A 16,820-nucleotide genomic window follows, 5' to 3' on the forward strand; every position below is an offset into this window, starting at 1 on the left:
AATAAGAGTGAATTATGAACTTACATAGCGCAGAAGAAATTATCGCAGACATTAAAGCCGGTAAAATGGTTATTTTAATGGACGATGAAGACAGGGAAAATGAAGGCGATTTAATTATTGCCGCCGAGCATATTAGTGCAGAAGCTATTAACTTTATGGCCACGCATGGCCGTGGTTTAATTTGTTTAACTATGACGCAACAGCGATGCGAGCAACTTGATTTACCGCTTATGGTAAAAAATAACGGTGCTGCGTTTTCAACTAATTTTACAATGTCGATAGAAGCTTCAAAAGGCGTTACTACAGGTATTTCGGCAGCAGATAGAGCACGTACAGTACAGGCCGCTATAGCTAAAGGCGCAGTGCCTAGCGATATAGTACAGCCTGGGCATATTTTTCCTATAATGGCACAACCTGGCGGTGTTTTAACGCGTGCAGGGCACACTGAAGCAGGCTGCGACTTAGCCCGTTTAGCAGGGCTTGAGCCTTCATCGGTTATTGTTGAAATACTCAATGCAGATGGCACTATGGCGCGCCGTCCTGACTTAGAAGTATTTTCTAAACAGCACGATATTAAAATTGGCACCATAGCTGATTTAATTGAATACCGTAACTTAAACGAAACCACGATAGAGCAAGTGGCAAAGTGTAAGTTACCTACCGAGCACGGTGAGTTTGATTTAGTAACCTACAAAGACACCATTGACGGACAGCTACATTACGCATTAGTAAAAGGCGAAATAAAACAACAAGCGCCAACCGTAGTGCGAGTGCATTTACAAAGCACCTTTAACGATATTTTACTCTCAGATAGAAACTCTGAGCGTAGCTGGGGCGTGTCTGACGCAATGGCTTATATAGCGAAGCACAATGGTGTGTTAGTTATTTTAGGCAAACAAGAAAGCACCGCAGAACTTGAGGCAACAGTAAAAGCGTTTGCAGCCGAAGACTCGGGTGAAGATGTAACACCGAATAAATTTACAGGTACGTCTCGTACTGTAGGCGTGGGTTCACAAATTTTAGCCGATTTAGGCATTAAACAAATGCGTTTAATGAGTCGCCCTAAAAAGTACCATGCACTTTCAGGGTTTCATTTAGAAGTTGTTGACTACATAGAGCCGCAGTAATTAGGCGCTAGGCTATTATTTTATTTTTATGGTATGATGCGCTGCAATTTTTGCGCAATCGAAATCGCTCAAACTTATTTTTAAGGTTATCAAATGAAAATTATTGAAGGTAGTAAGTACGCTCCGGGCAAAAAATTTGCCATTGTCATTTCTCGCTTTAATGACTTTATTGGTAGTAGCTTATTAGCAGGCGCTATTGATGAATTAAAACGCACAGGTGGTGTATCGGATGACGATATTACCGTGGTTTATGTACCTGGCGCGGTTGAATTACCTTTAGCAGCGAAACGTATTGCGGCAAAAAAACAGTATGATGCAATCATCGCTTTAGGCGTAGTGATCAGAGGTGGTACTCCACACTTTGACCTAGTTGCTGGCGAATCAAACAAAGGTCTTGCGCAAGTATCACTTGAGTATGATATACCGGTTGCATTTGGCGTATTAACCACAGAAAGCATTGAACAAGCAATTGAGCGTGCTGGCACCAAAATGGGCAATAAAGGCGGCGAAGCTGCTTTAGGCGCGCTTGAAATGGTTAATGTGTTAGATAAAATTTAAGTTTAAGGAATTTTTGTGAAACCAGCAGCAAGACGTAAAGCACGTATATTAGCACTTCAGGCCATTTATTCTTGGCAATTAAGTGGCAATGCAATTGCCGATATCGAACAACAAATGTTGATCGAAAACGACGTGACTAAAATTGATGTTGAATATTTTAAAGATTTAGCCAGTGGCGTTGCGGTAAATTATAAGCAACTAGACGAGGCTGTATCACCGCATTTAACCCGTCCATTCGATGAGTTAGATATGGTTGAACGCGCAATATTACGTTTAAGCAGCTATGAGCTAAAATTTCGTGAAGATGTTCCATACAAAGTGGCTATCAACGAAAGCATTGAATTAGCTAAAATGTTTGGCGCTGAAGATAGCCATAAATTTGTAAACGGTGTACTTGATAAAGCAGTTAAGCATTTACGTAAGTAATATTTAGTCAAATTTTGATAATTATTTTATCAAAACTGGCTGGTATAAATTACCGTTAAAAAGGAGAGCCGGCATAGGTCGGCTTTTTTGTGTATGAAGGAATTTGAATTAATTAATCGTTATTTTAAAGGTCGTGGTATTACTCGCCGTGATGTTAACTTAGGGATTGGAGATGACTGTGCATTAGTTACTGTGCCGCAAAATTGTCAGCTTGCTATTACAACCGATACACTCGTTGCTGGTGTGCATTTTTTTGACGACATTGAACCTCGCGCACTCGGGCACAGAGCATTGGCTGTAAATTTAAGTGATTTAGCGGCAATGGGGGCAGAGCCAACATGGGTTTCTATCGCTTTAACACTTCCGAGTATTGATGAGCAATGGATTGAAGAATTGACTGACGGCATGCATGAAATTGCCGAATATTTTAATGTGCAAATAATAGGTGGCGATACGACTCAAGGACCTTTGAGTATTACTATTTGTGCAAAAGGTACAGTGCCCGAAGGCACTGCGTTATGCCGAAATGGCGCAAAAGTAGGTGACTGGATTTTTGTTACTGGGCCGTTAGGTGATGCAGGGCTTGCAATAGAGTCTCGCAAGCAAGGCTTAACAATTGAACCTGAACACCTAAAACATATTAAAAAGCGCCTTAACTTCCCTACACCTAGAGTGGCTGCAGGGCAGGTATTACGTGGGCTTGCGTCTTCTGCTATTGATATTTCAGATGGTTTACTAGCCGATTTAGGCCATATACTAAATATGTCGCAGGTTAGCGCAACGGTTAATATTGAAAGCATACCCACCTCGGATGCAATGAAAGCTAGCCTTGATTTTGAACAACAATTACCGTTTATACTAAATTACGGCGACGACTATGAACTGCTTTATACCGTGCCTGATAGCAATAAAAGTATGCTTGATGTAAAACTGCGTCAATATGGCGTAGAGGCAATTTGTATTGGCCAAATAAAAAGTGGCGAAGGGCAAATTGACCTGTTACATAAAGGCGAAAAGTTTACTTTTAAGCACCAAGGTTTTGAGCACTTTTCTAAGGATTTAAGTTGAACAACAAGCGTTTATTTAACCTAAAGCGTCCACATCAGTTTTTTGGTTTAGGTTTTGGTACTGGGCTTGCACCTATAGCCCCAGGCACATTTGGTACTTTGGCCGCTTTACCTTTTATTTTTATAACCATGCACTACCCGTTGTGGTTACAAATAGTATTTGCTGTAGTGATCAGTGTTTTTGGTATTTGGGCTTGTGGCAAGACCGCAGATGATTTAGGGGTACACGATCACCCTGCGATTGTATGGGATGAAGTGGCAGGTTACTACATCACTATGATTGGTACGGGACTGAGCTGGCAAACATTATTGGTTGGTTTTTTACTGTTTCGTTTTTTTGATATAGTCAAACCAGGCCCTATCCGTGTGCTCGACAAGCGTGCCCATGGTGGATTTGGCATTATGATTGATGACGTACTTGCAGGTATATTTTCACTTATTTGTTTGCAAGCGCTGATAAAAGTAGGTTTACTACCCTTTTAGTTTATTATTTGATTGTTTAGCTAGGTGGCAGCAATATGATGCGATTTTTACTAGTTTTTGTACTACTAACCTGTGCTATGCCAAGTTGGGCCTCAATTACTGATTACGTAGTTAAACAATGGAATATTAAAGATGGACTCCCCTCGCAATCACTCAAAAGTGTTGTGCAAGACCAGCAAGGTTATATGTGGCTGGGAACTCAATTTGGTTTAAGTCGTTTTGACGGCAATACTTTTACCAACTACAACACGCAAAATAGTCTTTTTTTACCAAGTAATGGTATTAATAAATTACTAATAGATGGCCAAGGCTTTTTGTGGATCGGCACCAAAAATGGGTTAGTGGTTATTGACCCTGCAACACTTAGTGCACAAGAGTTTAATATTAAAGGCCCGGTTAGAGATATTTTAGAGGACTCTAAAGGCGGTATTTGGATAGCCGCTAATGGCCTGTATTATGTTGATCGTAGTTTGGTTGATTTACGCGATCAAACTAATGAGCCATCACCCATAGTTAATCCCACTGTTATTACTCAAATAGTTGGCTCTGTGAGCAAAATGGCGCTCGCACCTGAAGGTATTTGGTTAGTAAACGACAGACATTTACTGCGCCTGACAAAAAGCGCTGCCGACTTTTCTAAATTACGCTTAGAGCTTACTGCCAAAGTGTCATTACCCGACAGCTTAGCGCAAACCATAGTGCACGATCTCTCTTTTTTAAATGGTAATTTATATTTAGCCTCTGAGTTGGGTGCTTATTTTTTAGATTTAGATGACGAACTACGTTCTTTCCCACTGCCTAATGTGAATAACTCTGCAGTTTATAAATTTATGAGCGACACCAATGGTGGCTTATGGGTATCTACTTATGGGCGTTTATTATTTCGTGGCAAGTCAGGTGATTGGCAATGGGTTGAGCCAAGTCAGTTAGATCAAAGTATTTGGTTTGCTGACATGTTTCGCGATGATCAAAATAATGTTTGGCTAGCCAGTTTTAGTGAAGGTTTATGGCTTGCTCACGAAGGCCGTATTGAACGTCACTCGGCAATTTCTAAAATGACTGAAACGGTAATGGCGATTAGTAAATCACCCGATGACAAACTGTGGATTGCTAACAAAAGCGGTGTTGGTTACTTTGATACCAATAAAAACTTTATTAATATAATAAACAGTAGCAAGTATGGGCATGCCTCGGTGCATGATTTACAGTTTGATGGCGATCGGCTTTATATTGCTACTGGGCGTGGGTTATTCTTTTATGAAGACGACACTCTTTACAGCTTTCCTGGGCGCGTATTAAACGACAACCCGGTATTTGCGATTAGCTCAGCTACCCGAGGCGGATTTTGGATTGGTACCGGCCGAGGATTGTATAGACTCAATTATAGTGGTTTAAGACCCTTTGCTTATAATGCATTTTTAGGCAGTAAGTTTATTACTTTTGTATTAGATGCCCCAAATTTTGGCATTATTGGTACTAGTAAAGGTGCGTATTACTTTACAGACCGAGGAATAGAAAAAATAGGTGACCAAACTACCTTAGAAAGTGCTTATGTAACCAGTATTTTGCATATAGATGGAGTTGGGATATTAGTTGGTTCGTTAAACGATGGCTTGTTCTATCGTAGTGGACAAGGACAATGGCAGCAGTTAGATGCGGCAAATGGCTTACCTTATGGTTCTATTTTTAGCTTAAAGTACGATGAAAAATTAAAAAGAATATGGGTAAGCACCATGAAAGGTGTTTATCGGATGCCGGTAGATCAATTTAAAACGCAGATCCAAAGCTTAAAAGTTGAAGAAGTTATTTCCTCGTTCGACCGCCAACTCGATGGTAAAGCCAGCCAATGTTGTAATGGCTTAGGGCATGACGCGGTTGTTGATATGAACAATTCTATTTGGTATCCCAGTTTACAAGGTGTAGTTGAAATACCTAAAAGCGTTGAGTTGTTTGGTTTACGTGGTTTAAAACCTAAAATAGAAACATTAACTACACCATTACGTAGTTTAACCACTGCTGCATTAGGTAATAAACCGCGATTAAAAATAGACGAGCGCGATGTTACTTTAAAATACACAGCCATAGATTATTACGCGCCAAATAGTATTGAGTTTAGGTATAAATTAAATGGTTTAGATACTGACTGGCGATACGCGAATACTCGCCGCGAAGCTATTTATACCAACCTTCCAGCCGGTTCTTTTTTGTTTCAGTTAGAAACAAAACGCCAAGGCGAGGATTGGAACATAGCCCAATCTGTTGATTACGCTTTTGTAGTACCTGAGCGTTTTGACGAAACAATTTACTTTAGATTACTGATCACCAGTGGTTTTGTTTTATTGTTTTATTTAGTGTTTTGGGTATTTAGAGCGCAAGAGCGCCGTAAACAAGAAGTGTTAGAAGGGTTGATCACTGATCGTACCTTAGAGCTTCGCCAAGCAAACGATAAGCTTAATAAAGTTAACTCACAGCTTAAGCTAGTGAGCCATTCAGATGAGCTTACAGGGTTACGTAGTCGCCGCTTTTTGTTCGACCAACTACCTAAAGATATTGAACATTTTCAGCGTAACTCACAATCACTGCAAGCGCAGGGCAAGTCGCTAGTATTATTAATTATAAACTTAGACAACTTTAGCCGTATTAACGATGCGTATGGGCCAATTGCCGGAGATAGTTGTTTGCAGCAAATGGCGGTATTACTTAATTCGCGTACTCAGGGCTCAGATTATGTGGCACGTTGGAGCGGCGATGAGTTTTTACTTTTATTACGTGACTTTAAATGTAACTTAATTGACAGCTATGTGTCGGATCTTTGCCAAGGAATTTCCGAACATGCATTTCAATTGCCAAACGGTAAAAGCACTCATATTTCAGCCTCAATTGGTTGGTCGTTCTATCCGCTACCACTATTAGGTGGCCAAGTTATTAGCTGGGAAACCTCGATTAATTTAGCTGATATTGCACTGCATCAAGTTAAAAAACGCGGTGGCGATGGGGTCGCTAACATTACCTTTGATGAGCAGTTAGATGCGTTTGAGTTTGAGCAAAACCCTAATGTTGAACAGCAAATAGGCTTGCTACAAGCCAATGGTTTAGCTGATATTAAAGTATGGATGCGATAAGTAACTAATATTTAGATATTAAAAAAGGAGCCTAGGCTCCTTTTTTAATATGCTTTAAATGAGTAGGAGGTTAATTAATAAACGCTTTGATAGCAGTTAATATTCCTTGCTCGCCTAAGCCCATTTCGTCGTGCATTTCGTCTTGTGTACCGTGCTTAATAAATTCATCAGGGATACCCAAGTTAAGAATGCTAACCTGTGCTTTTTGCGTTGCTAAATACTCATTAACCGCAGAGCCAGCACCGCCAGAAATTGCATTGTCTTCAAGCGTTACTATTACATTGTGGCTGTTTATTAACTCATCGAGTAACGCAGTATCAAGCGGTTTAATAAAGCGCATATTAACTAAAGTCGCATTGAGTTCATCAGCTGCTAGTTGCGCGTTTTCAAGTAATGTACCAAATGACAATATAGCCACTTTAGCACCTTGCTTAACAACATCGGCTTTACCAATTTCAAGTAATTGCATATTAGTTGCAATTTCTGCCGTACCAGCACTACCACGCGGATAACGCACAGCAACAGGGCAATTTGCTTGATAACCAGTATATAACATGTGGCGACACTCATTTGTATCGCTTGGCGCCATAATGACCATATTTGGAATGCAGCGCATAAAGCTTAAATCGTACGCACCTTGATGTGTTTCGCCGTCTGCGCCAACAATACCAGCACGGTCAATAGCGAATAGCACAGGTAAGTTTTGCAGCGCTACATCGTGAATTAGCTGATCGTACGCACGTTGTAAAAAGCTTGAGTAAATTGCGACAACGGGTTTTAAGCCTTCACAAGCAAAACCAGCAGCGAGGGTTACAGCGTGCTGCTCGGCAATCGCAACATCAAAATACTGATCAGGATGCTCTTTTGAAAAACGCACCATGCCAGAGCCTTCGCGCATAGCCGGTGTTATCGCCATAAGCTTGCTGTCTTGCTTTGCTATGTCGCATAACCAGTCGCCAAATACATTAGAAAATGTAGCCGCACCGGGTTTTGATTTAGGTAAACTTGATGTATTAGGATCAAACTTAGGTACGCCGTGATAGCCAATAGGGTCGGCTTCAGCGGGTTTATACCCTTTGCCTTTTTGGGTTTTTATATGCAGTAATTGCGGGCCTTTTAAGTTACGCATATTACGCAGCGTATCTACTAACATGTTTACATCATGGCCATCAATTGGGCCAATATAATTTAGGCCTAATTCTTCAAAGAAGGTACCAGGGATCATCATCCCTTTAATATGCTCTTCCATTTTACTGGCAAGTTGCTTAACTGGTGGCACACCCGAGAGTAGTTTTTTACTACCTTCGCGAATGTTAGTATAAAAGCTACCCGATAAAATACGGGCAAAGTGATTTGTTAACGCGCCAACGTTTTCAGAAATCGACATTTCGTTGTCATTTAAAATGATCAACATATCTGATTTTACATCACCTAAGTGGTTCATGGCTTCAAAAGCCATGCCTGCTGTAATAGCACCATCACCTATAACGGCAACCGTTTTGCGTCCTTTACCTTCTTTTTGCGCAGCAATAGACATGCCCAACGCAGCTGAAATAGAGGTACTAGAATGGCCCACACTAAACGTATCGTATTGGCTTTCTTCGCGAAATGGGAAAGGGTGCAAGCCATCTTTTTTACGAATGGTGTGCATTAAATCGCGACGCCCGGTGAGTATTTTGTGTGGGTAAGCTTGATGGCCTACATCCCATACAAGGCGATCATCTGGGGTGTTATACACATAATGTAGTGCCACAGTGAGCTCTACGGTACCTAAACCAGACGCTAAATGCCCGCTACTTTGCGATACCGAGTTGAGTAAGTAGTCACGCAACTCATGGCTAAATGCAGGAAGCTTATCTTGTGCTAAGTCTCGCAAGTGGGCTGGTTCGTTAACCAAATTAAGTAATGGATACTTGCTGCTATCAAGTGTCATGGTTTTATATATGTCCTTCGCTAACATCAACTAACTGTGCAAACGCGTTGTTTGAGTTATTTGATGTTCAGTAATAATTTTAGTGCTAAGTTGCAATACGTTTAAGCCGTGTTTAGTGGTCACGTTCAATTAAATAGTTAGCTAGTGACGCTAAAGCACTGGTATCGGCGTCTATATTTGCTAACGCTGCATGGGCTTGTTGTATTAAGTTTTGCGCTTTTTCTTTAGCGCCTAGCATACCTAATAAAGCGGGATATGTCGCTTTATTCGCAGCGATATCTGACCCTTGAGGCTTACCTAAAGTAACGGTATCGCCTTCTACGTCTAAAATATCGTCATGTACTTGAAATGCAAGCCCTATGGCATAGCCAAAAGTGGCTAAATTTTCTAACGTGTTTTGACTAACATTGTTCGAGCACAAAGCCCCCAGTGTAATTGCACAGCTTATTAGCGCACCGGTTTTTAACTTATGAATACGCTCAAGTTCAGCCACGGTTATTACTTTATCAGTAGCTGCAATATCAAGCCCTTGGCCTGCCACCATACCTTGTAACCCAGAGGCATGTGCCAGTTCAGCAATCATTTTAACTTGAGCTTGAGCACTACAGTTAAAATTATGCTTGGCTATTAACTCAAATGCTAAAGCTTGCAGTGCATCACCGGCTAAAATTGCGTGTGCTTCGCCGTACACGATATGACAGGTTGGGCGTCCGCGACGTAATTCATCATCATCCATAGCTGGTAAGTCATCGTGAACTAACGAGTAGCTATGAATACATTCTATAGCTGCAGCAAGTACGTCTAAATCTTGTTTATCTGCGCCGAGCATTTTACCCGTTGCGTAAACCAAAAAAGGACGCAATCTTTTGCCGCCATTCATTAAACTATAATGGGTGGCGGCTTTTATGGTCTCGTCAGTATTAAGCGATTGGTCAAAATAAAGGTTAAGAGTATTGGCTACATCAGTTTGAGCATGTGTAATAAGTTCTTTAATAGTCACGGCTATTCCATATCATTATCAAAGTCGGTTAATACAGACTTCTCATCTTTGCCCATTAAAATAGCCACCTTTTGCTCAGCTTGTTGCAACTTACTAGACGATGCGCCTGCTAAAGCAATGCCACGCTCAAACTGTTTTAATGACTGCTCAAGCGATAAATCACCTTGTTCCATTTCACTAACGATTGTTGTTAATTCTTCTAGTGCTTGCTCGAAACTTAAGTTTTCAGGTTTTTTAGTCGCCATCTTTATTTCAACTTACATAATAAATTTAGAAGTCAATTTTAGGGGGAATGCTAAACTAGGTCAAAGGATGAAATGGTTTTTTCGTTAATAAACGCTTTATGTTTTAAAAAATTGATAATTAGATAGATTACACAAGTTGATCTAGAATAGTGCTTAATCCAGCTTTTTATGTTTATCTATAAAAAATGGCTTAAGCAATTCAGTATCTTGCCGATAAACAATTAATAACAAACGTTTGCATATAAAAGCAAAAACCTTTGGAGGGAATGTGGATTTAGCAACCATTATTGGGATCCTTGGCGCAATTGGCTTAATTGTCATGTCCATGTTTATGAGTAGTAGCGGTGAAATGGCTATGTTTTACAACACGCCCTCTGTTGTAATCGTATTTGGCGGTTCATTATTTATCGTTTTATCAAACTTTACTATGTCACAGTTTTTTGGCATAGGTAAGGTGGTTACCAAAGCGTTTATGTTTAAGCTTGAGTCGCCAGAAGAGTTAATCGAAAAAGCAGTTGAACTTGCAGATTCAGCACGTAAAGGCGGGTTTTTAGCACTTGAAGAGGCAGAAATACCGAATCCATTTATGCGCAAAGGCGTTGACATGCTAGTAGATGGCCACGACGCAGACGTAGTGCGGGCCACACTGCAAAAAGATATTTCATTAACTACAGCACGGCATGAGTCGGGTGCTACTTTATTTAAATCTTTGGGTGATATAGCCCCAGCAATGGGAATGATAGGCACTTTAATAGGCTTAGTTGCGATGTTATCTAATATGGATGATCCTAAAGCAATTGGTCCGGCTATGGCGGTGGCATTGTTAACCACATTATACGGCGCATTTTTAGCTAACGTAGTCGCTATTCCTATTCAAACAAAATTGGAGCTGCGTAAAGACGAAGAGGCAATGAATCAACGTTTAATTTTAGATGCGGTTTTAGGTATTCAAGATGGTCAAAATCCAAAAGTAATAGAAGGTATTTTGAAAAACTATCTTGCTGAATCAAAACGTAAAGTAAACACTGAGGATTAACTATGTCTGATCAAGAGTGCAAGTGCCCACCCCCAGGTTTACCTGCGTGGATGGGGACATTCGCAGATTTAATGTCGCTATTAATGTGCTTTTTTGTGCTCTTGCTTGCGTTTTCTGAAATGGATGTACTTAAATTTAAACAAATTGCCGGTTCGATGAAATTTGCATTTGGTGTACAAAATAAAATAGAAGTTAAAGATATTCCCAAAGGCACATCAGTTATTGCTATGGAGTTTACTCCGGGCAAGCCAGAGCCTACCCCAATTGAAACAATTCAACAGCAAACGGTAGAAATGACCCAGCAAATGTTAGAGTTTCAGGCAGGTGATGAAAGTTCAGCAGGCGGAAGGCAAGAGCAGCGGGGCGATAAACGTGGTGGCGAGTCGCGTAGTACTTCCAAAGAGCAAGCATCGGAGCAAGCAATTTCAGCGGCCGATCAACAGCAAACAAACGACTTAGTTAAAAAAATTGCCCAGCAATTAGAAAAACAAATAATTGATGGTGCCATAGAGCTTGAATCATTAGGGCAGCAAATAATTATTCGTATTCGCGAAAATGGCTCTTTCCCTTCGGGTAGTGCATTTTTACAACCTAAGTTTAAACCCATTATTCAAGAAATTGGCGTGCTATTAAAAGATGTGCCTGGAGAAATTACTGTGTCGGGGCATACCGACGATTTTCAGGTTTCAAACGAGTTATATATTAATAACTGGGATCTTTCATCTAAGCGTGCAGTTGCAGTAGCTAGTGAGCTGCAAAAAGTAGTTGGATTTGATAAAAATAGAATGATGGTAGTAGGGCGTGCTGAAACCCGGCCGTTAGTGCCAAATGACAGCAATGAAGATCGCCGTCGTAATCGTCGCGTTGAAATATCTATTTTACAAGGAAAAGCCAAAGAGTCTGATCCTATCGATGTAAGGTAGCAGTCATTTTATTAAAAACACACTTGGTTTAAGCAAACTAAGTGTAATTGATTTCAGGTGACTTTTAGTCAAAATTGACTAAAAGTCACCACCTCAGCCAAATACCTCAGAGTTGTTAAATAGTACGGTTTAATAAAAACATCCCACGCTGTGAATTGATATGCTAAACTACTGTGTATATAAACAGTAAAAGAGCTTGCTTATGAAACTCTATATTGCCGAAAAGCCGTCATTAGGGCGTGCTATTGCCGACGCGTTACCAAAACCGCACAAAAAGCACGATGGCTACATTGAAGTTGCAAATGGTGATTGCGTATCTTGGTGTATTGGTCATTTGCTCGAGCAAGCCGAGCCCGATGACTATGATGAGCGCTTTAAAAAGTGGCAGTTTGAGCACCTACCTATCATTCCTGAGCAGTGGCAATTAAAAGCAAAAACTAAAACTCGCAAGCAACTTACTGTGTTAAAAAAGCTAATCAAACAGGCTACAGCACTAGTGCATGCAGGTGATCCCGATAGAGAAGGGCAATTACTTGTCGATCAAGTTATTGAAGAAGCCAAAATAAGTAAAACTAAAAAGCAGCATATTCAACGCTTATTAATTAGTGATTTAAACTTAGCTGCAGTAAAAAAAGCATTAACGACTATGCGATCTAACCGTGAGTTTATTCCGTTGAGCGTTTCAGCCTTAGCGCGCTCTCGTGCTGATTGGTTGTTTGGTATGAATTTAACCCGCGCTTATACTTTAGCAGGGCAAAAAGCTGGGTTTGGTAACGTACTTTCTGTGGGACGAGTACAAACACCCATACTTGGCTTGGTGGTTAATAGAGATAATGACATAGCAAATTTCGTATCGAAGCCATTTTATGAAGTATTAGCCCACTTAGTCACCCCCGAAAAACAATCATTTAGTGCAAAATGGATACCCAGTAAGGCATGTGAGCCTTATCAAGACGAAGAAGGGCGAGTATTAAATAAAGCATTGGCTGAAAACGTAGCCTCGCGTATCACACAGCAAAATGCTGAGCTAACGGCGCTTGAACAAAAGCAAAAAAAACAAACTGCGCCACTGCCTTATAACTTATCTGCTTTGCAGATAGACGCGGCAAAAGCATTTGCTATGCCAGCGCAAAAGGTGCTGGATATATGCCAAACTCTTTATGAGCGTCATAAGTTAATTACCTACCCGCGTTCAGACAACCGCTACTTACCTAATGATCATCACCAAGATGCGTCTGCTATTTTAAAAGCTATAAGCACTAATGGCGGGCAAGGTGTTGAGTTAGTAAAAGCAGCTGATAGTAAAAAACGTAGTAAATGTTTTAACGATTCAAAAGTGGCTGCGCATCACGCCATTGTCCCTACGGCAAAACAGTTAAAGTCGGCAAGTTTAGGTAGCGATGAGACAAAGGTTTATCAATTAATATGTCGTCATTATTTAATACAGTTTTATCCCGACTATATTTACAACGAAACTAAAGCAGAGATAACTATTGCTGGCGGGTTATTTAAAGCAAATGCAAAGCAAGATGTAAGCTTGGGTTTTAAGGTGCTAATGGGTAAGTCTGAATTGAAAGATGAAGCCACGCTACCGCCTTTAACAAAAGACATGTTACTTTTTTGCTCGCAAGGGGAGGTTGTTGAAAAATATACCTCTCCGCCAGCGCACTTTAGTGATGCGACTTTACTTGCAGCCATGACAGGCATAAGCCGCTATGTACAAGATCCACAGATAAAAAAAGTACTTAAAGACACCGATGGCTTAGGCACAGAGGCAACGCGAGCGGGGATCATTGAATTATTATTTAAACGCCGTTTTTTAAAACGTGAAGGCAAATTAATTAAAGCAACCGAAACCGGGATTGCACTTATTAGCGTGCTGCCGCAAGGTTTAGTTCGCCCCGATTTAACCGCTAAATGGGAATCGAGCTTAGGTGATATTGCACAGCAAGTAATGAGCTATCAGCAATTTTTACAGCCTTTACTTGCCGACTTAAATAGTTTTGTACAACAAGCTGCAAATTGCGATAGCAATGTATTTGCAAAGCTGCCTAAAACTTCAGCTAAAAAGCGTTTTGTTAAACGTGGCCAAAAAACGCCTTATAAAAAGTCGAGTTATAAAAAAAGCTCTGTTACAGGTTAACTACAGAGCTATTATTTAAATAAAACTATTGATTAAACAAAGTTACCGCTGCATTACTCATGGCTTTAATGCCAGTTGGTAGTGCGACTTTATAGTCTGGGGCAAACTTACTTGAATGCAGTGAAGGTAATGTTTTGCCCGCTTTTATTGCACTTGCATATTTTGCTTGGTTAACGCCACCGAGCCAAAATAGTGTGATAGGAATATTTTCGTCAGTGCGGCCATATAAGCCAAAGTCTTCACCTGCCATTACAGGGAGGGTTTCAAGCACATTTTCATCACCAATAGCGCTGGCAATACTTTGACGCACAAGGTTGGTTTGTGCCGGATTGTTATATGTAGATGGAATTGACTCATCTTCATGTACTTGCACCTTAGGGTAGAGCGCTTCCTCAAGGCCTGCGCTTTGTGCAATACCGGCGGTAATGCGTTTAATTGCTGCAATTTGTGCATTTCTAATATCAGGGTTATAGCTGCCTAATGTAAGTTGTAACTTTACTTCATCAGAAATTACATTATGTTTTGAGCCACCATGAATAGATCCAACAGTAATAACTGATGGCTCTAATGGTGAAAGCTCACGACTCGTAATAGTTTGCAGTGCAAGCACAGTGCGCGCAGCAATAATAACCGGATCAATAGTGGTATGCGGATAAGCTCCATGTCCGCCTTTACCCTTTATAGTTATATCAACAGAATCGACGCTGGCCATAGTATATTCGTTTTTCATCGCAACTTTACCGGCAGGCACACTTGCACTTACATGTAGCGCAATTATGTGATCAGGTTTTGCATATTTACTAAATAAGCCTTCTTTTAGCATGGCTTTAGCGCCACCGCCTACTTCTTCTGCGGGTTGTGCCACCATCATTAGCGTGCCTTGCCATGCATTTTTTTGAGCTATTAGTTGTTCAGCAGTACCAATGAATGAGCTCATATGTATATCGTGACCGCAGCCGTGCATAACACCTACTTTTGCACCGTGCTCGTCTATTACTGTTACTTTAGAAGCATACGCCTTACCTGTTTGTTCTGTAATAGGTAAGGCGTCGGTATCGGTACGTATCATTACTGTGGGGCCATCACCATTTTTGTAAATGCCTACAACGCCAAAACCACCTACATTGCTTGTAACTTCAAAACCAAGCTTGTTTAACTGCGCTGCTATTTTTTTTGCGGTTTGTTGCTCGTGATACGAAAGCTCGGGTGATTGATGCAGATCGAGGTAAAAGCTTTCAATGGCTGGCATGCTGCTATGTAAATTTAAGTCTAATGATTTAGCCGCCAATAGAGGGCTAGCTAATAATAGCGCTGTGCCTAAGTAAGTTAACTTCATGATTTTCCCTTATTGAGATAAATGTATATCCAAGTGATTTAGATATATGACTTGTAATAATTATGTTCAGCACCATATAAAAACCTAAATAAATGAATATGGCAATCAATTCAATGAGCAACATAGTTAGTATCAACGCGCAAAATTTTCAGCAAGTACTCGGCGAAACATCACAACAAAAGTTGGTACTGCTAAACTTCTACTCAGCGCAAAGTCCTGAATGTATTAACCAGGCAGCAATATTAGATAAATTAGCCGCTGAATATAACGACTATATAGTAGTAGCAAATTTAGATTGCGATGCCGAGCAAGCTCTGGCTTCGCAATTAGCACAGCAAGTTGGTTTACAAACACTACCAACACTGGTGTTGTTAAAAGACTCAGCGCCCGTTGATGTATTATCGGGTGCCCAAGCTGAAGCGAAAATTCGTGAAGCATTAGCTAAACATTTACCCGCTCAACAAGACTTACTATTAGAGCAAGCAAAGCAAGCATTATTAAAGTCAGATTTAAATGCCGCGTTTAATTATGCAAAGCAAGCTTATGAAATTGACAACAGCAACGCGCGTATTAAATTAGTACTTGCAGATATATGTATTCAAATTCATAAAGTAGATGAAGCGCAAGCACTAATTAATACAATAGATGTACAAGAGCAAGATGCTTACTTTAATAATATAAAAGCAAAATGCGAAGCTGCGCTTGAAGCAAAAGATTCACCAGAGATTAAAGAAAAGCAACAACAAGTAGAAAAGTACCCAAATGACTTAGAATTAAAAGAAGAGCTAAGTATTTTACTCAATGAAGCCGGCAGAAAAGAAGAAGCATTAGATGTACTATTTACAGTGCTGCAAAAAGATCTGAATTTTAACGAAGCAAAACCAAGTTTTTTAGCTATTATTGCCTCTTTACCCGACGGTGATGCACTTGCAGCAAAGTATCGTCGCAAGTTATATAGTATTTTGTACTAAAACTTAATAACTATTACTTTTAAAAGCACCTTACCTAGGTGCTTTTTACATTTTTAAGTTTATAGCAATATAACAGTAAGCTTGTTTAAGGAATAAAAAGCGAAGTTATCCACAGGGTTTTGTGGGTAACCTGTGAGCCTGGCTTGTGTATCTTTGGGGTAAAAATTAAATGCAAAAAAGGCGATAAAAACGCTTGCGTAAAATCTGCGGATCCCTATAATGCGACCCCACTGAGACGGGAAACGTCAACGCATAGCGAGACGCGAACTACTCAGAGAGTTAAATAAAACTTCGGTTTTAAATTGTCGAAAGAAAGTTTAAAACAAAGTATTGACTCGAAAAATAAAGGATGTATTATACGCATCCCTTGAGGCGCTAAAGCGACTCAAAACGTTCTTTAACAATATAAAGCAATCATCTGTGTGGGCACTCGTACAGATTGAGTTCTAA

At 40.3% G+C, this 16,820-nt stretch carries 14 protein-coding genes; 10 read left to right on the forward strand and 4 right to left on the reverse strand.

The features are described 5' to 3' along the window. Window positions 1-14: 14 nt before the first annotated feature. The 6 genes from ribBA to AAEY55_RS12460 all read left to right on the forward strand — a co-directional run bounded on the left by ribBA (window position 15) and on the right by AAEY55_RS12460 (window position 6,783). Window positions 15-1,127 (forward strand): bifunctional 3,4-dihydroxy-2-butanone-4-phosphate synthase/GTP cyclohydrolase II, encoded by a 1,113-nt coding sequence (gene ribBA, locus AAEY55_RS12435; protein WP_011329022.1) that lies wholly within the window; start codon window positions 15-17, stop codon window positions 1,125-1,127. Between the two features lie 93 nt (window positions 1,128-1,220). Beyond that, the gene (gene ribE, locus AAEY55_RS12440; RefSeq protein WP_011329021.1) at window positions 1,221-1,685 is read left to right on the forward strand and encodes a 6,7-dimethyl-8-ribityllumazine synthase; all 465 of its coding nucleotides are present in this window, start codon (window positions 1,221-1,223) and stop codon (window positions 1,683-1,685) included. 15 nt (window positions 1,686-1,700) lie between these two features. After that, the gene (gene nusB, locus AAEY55_RS12445) at window positions 1,701-2,111 is read left to right on the forward strand and encodes a transcription antitermination factor NusB (RefSeq protein WP_011329020.1); all 411 of its coding nucleotides are present in this window, start codon (window positions 1,701-1,703) and stop codon (window positions 2,109-2,111) included. A 93-nt stretch (window positions 2,112-2,204) separates the two neighbouring features. Beyond that, on the forward strand, window positions 2,205-3,179 hold the full coding sequence (gene thiL, locus AAEY55_RS12450) for a thiamine-phosphate kinase (protein ID WP_179807524.1): 975 nt from the start codon (window positions 2,205-2,207) through the stop codon (window positions 3,177-3,179). Beyond that, window positions 3,176-3,661 (forward strand): phosphatidylglycerophosphatase A, encoded by a 486-nt coding sequence (locus tag AAEY55_RS12455; RefSeq protein WP_350551580.1) that lies wholly within the window; start codon window positions 3,176-3,178, stop codon window positions 3,659-3,661. Before thiL ends, AAEY55_RS12455 begins: the two co-directional genes overlap by 4 nt. A 35-nt stretch (window positions 3,662-3,696) precedes the next feature. Next, on the forward strand, window positions 3,697-6,783 hold the full coding sequence (locus AAEY55_RS12460; protein ID WP_350551583.1) for a diguanylate cyclase domain-containing protein: 3,087 nt from the start codon (window positions 3,697-3,699) through the stop codon (window positions 6,781-6,783). Window positions 6,784-6,853: 70 nt separating this feature from the next. Here AAEY55_RS12460 and dxs read toward each other — a convergent pair whose 3' ends face one another. From dxs to AAEY55_RS12475, 3 genes are all read right to left on the reverse strand, one after another. Beyond that, window positions 6,854-8,716 (reverse strand): 1-deoxy-D-xylulose-5-phosphate synthase, encoded by a 1,863-nt coding sequence (gene dxs, locus AAEY55_RS12465; protein WP_179807526.1) that lies wholly within the window; start codon window positions 8,714-8,716, stop codon window positions 6,854-6,856. Between the two features lie 112 nt (window positions 8,717-8,828). Beyond that, window positions 8,829-9,716: a (2E,6E)-farnesyl diphosphate synthase gene (gene ispA, locus AAEY55_RS12470; RefSeq protein WP_011329015.1), complete on the reverse strand. Its 888-nt coding sequence runs from the start codon at window positions 9,714-9,716 to the stop codon at window positions 8,829-8,831. A 2-nt stretch (window positions 9,717-9,718) separates the two neighbouring features. Beyond that, the gene (locus tag AAEY55_RS12475; RefSeq protein ID WP_011329014.1) at window positions 9,719-9,961 is read right to left on the reverse strand and encodes an exodeoxyribonuclease VII small subunit; all 243 of its coding nucleotides are present in this window, start codon (window positions 9,959-9,961) and stop codon (window positions 9,719-9,721) included. 268 nt (window positions 9,962-10,229) lie between these two features. Here AAEY55_RS12475 and pomA point away from each other — a divergent pair, with 268 nt between their 5' ends. The 3 genes from pomA (at window position 10,230) to AAEY55_RS12490 (ending at window position 14,063) form a co-directional block, all read left to right on the forward strand. Then, a complete protein-coding gene (gene pomA / locus AAEY55_RS12480) occupies window positions 10,230-10,997 on the forward strand; it encodes a flagellar motor protein PomA (protein WP_041454537.1) in 768 nt (255 codons plus the stop codon). A gap of 2 nt (window positions 10,998-10,999) precedes the next feature. Beyond that, a complete protein-coding gene (locus AAEY55_RS12485; protein WP_011329012.1) occupies window positions 11,000-11,920 on the forward strand; it encodes a flagellar motor protein MotB in 921 nt (306 codons plus the stop codon). Window positions 11,921-12,122: 202 nt separating this feature from the next. Then, window positions 12,123-14,063: a DNA topoisomerase III gene (locus AAEY55_RS12490; RefSeq protein WP_350551588.1), complete on the forward strand. Its 1,941-nt coding sequence runs from the start codon at window positions 12,123-12,125 to the stop codon at window positions 14,061-14,063. A gap of 25 nt (window positions 14,064-14,088) precedes the next feature. On the opposite strand, the gene AAEY55_RS12495 is transcribed toward AAEY55_RS12490, so the two are convergent. Then, on the reverse strand, window positions 14,089-15,399 hold the full coding sequence (locus tag AAEY55_RS12495; protein WP_350551591.1) for an amidohydrolase: 1,311 nt from the start codon (window positions 15,397-15,399) through the stop codon (window positions 14,089-14,091). Window positions 15,400-15,512: 113 nt separating this feature from the next. On the opposite strand from AAEY55_RS12495, the gene AAEY55_RS12500 reads away from it, so the two are divergent. Beyond that, window positions 15,513-16,370 (forward strand): tetratricopeptide repeat protein, encoded by an 858-nt coding sequence (locus tag AAEY55_RS12500; RefSeq protein WP_041454532.1) that lies wholly within the window; start codon window positions 15,513-15,515, stop codon window positions 16,368-16,370. Window positions 16,371-16,820 lie beyond the last annotated feature (450 nt).

The organism is Pseudoalteromonas sp. 120-MNA-CIBAN-0494 (genome assembly GCF_040308885.1).
GTDB lineage: Bacteria > Pseudomonadota > Gammaproteobacteria > Enterobacterales > Alteromonadaceae > Pseudoalteromonas > Pseudoalteromonas nigrifaciens.

Coding starts and splice junctions, on each gene's coding strand:
- ribBA (WP_011329022.1), top strand. CDS start 15: ATGAACTTACATAGCGCAGAAGAAATTATCGCAGACATTAAAGCCGGT.
- ribE (WP_011329021.1), top strand. CDS start 1,221: ATGAAAATTATTGAAGGTAGTAAGTACGCTCCGGGCAAAAAATTTGCC.
- thiL (WP_179807524.1), top strand. CDS start 2,205: ATGAAGGAATTTGAATTAATTAATCGTTATTTTAAAGGTCGTGGTATT.
- AAEY55_RS12460 (WP_350551583.1), top strand. CDS start 3,697: ATGATGCGATTTTTACTAGTTTTTGTACTACTAACCTGTGCTATGCCA.
- dxs (WP_179807526.1), bottom strand. CDS start 8,716: ATGACACTTGATAGCAGCAAGTATCCATTACTTAATTTGGTTAACGAA.
- AAEY55_RS12475 (WP_011329014.1), bottom strand. CDS start 9,961: ATGGCGACTAAAAAACCTGAAAACTTAAGTTTCGAGCAAGCACTAGAA.
- AAEY55_RS12485 (WP_011329012.1), top strand. CDS start 11,000: ATGTCTGATCAAGAGTGCAAGTGCCCACCCCCAGGTTTACCTGCGTGG.
- AAEY55_RS12490 (WP_350551588.1), top strand. CDS start 12,123: ATGAAACTCTATATTGCCGAAAAGCCGTCATTAGGGCGTGCTATTGCC.
- AAEY55_RS12495 (WP_350551591.1), bottom strand. CDS start 15,399: ATGAAGTTAACTTACTTAGGCACAGCGCTATTATTAGCTAGCCCTCTA.
- AAEY55_RS12500 (WP_041454532.1), top strand. CDS start 15,513: ATGAGCAACATAGTTAGTATCAACGCGCAAAATTTTCAGCAAGTACTC.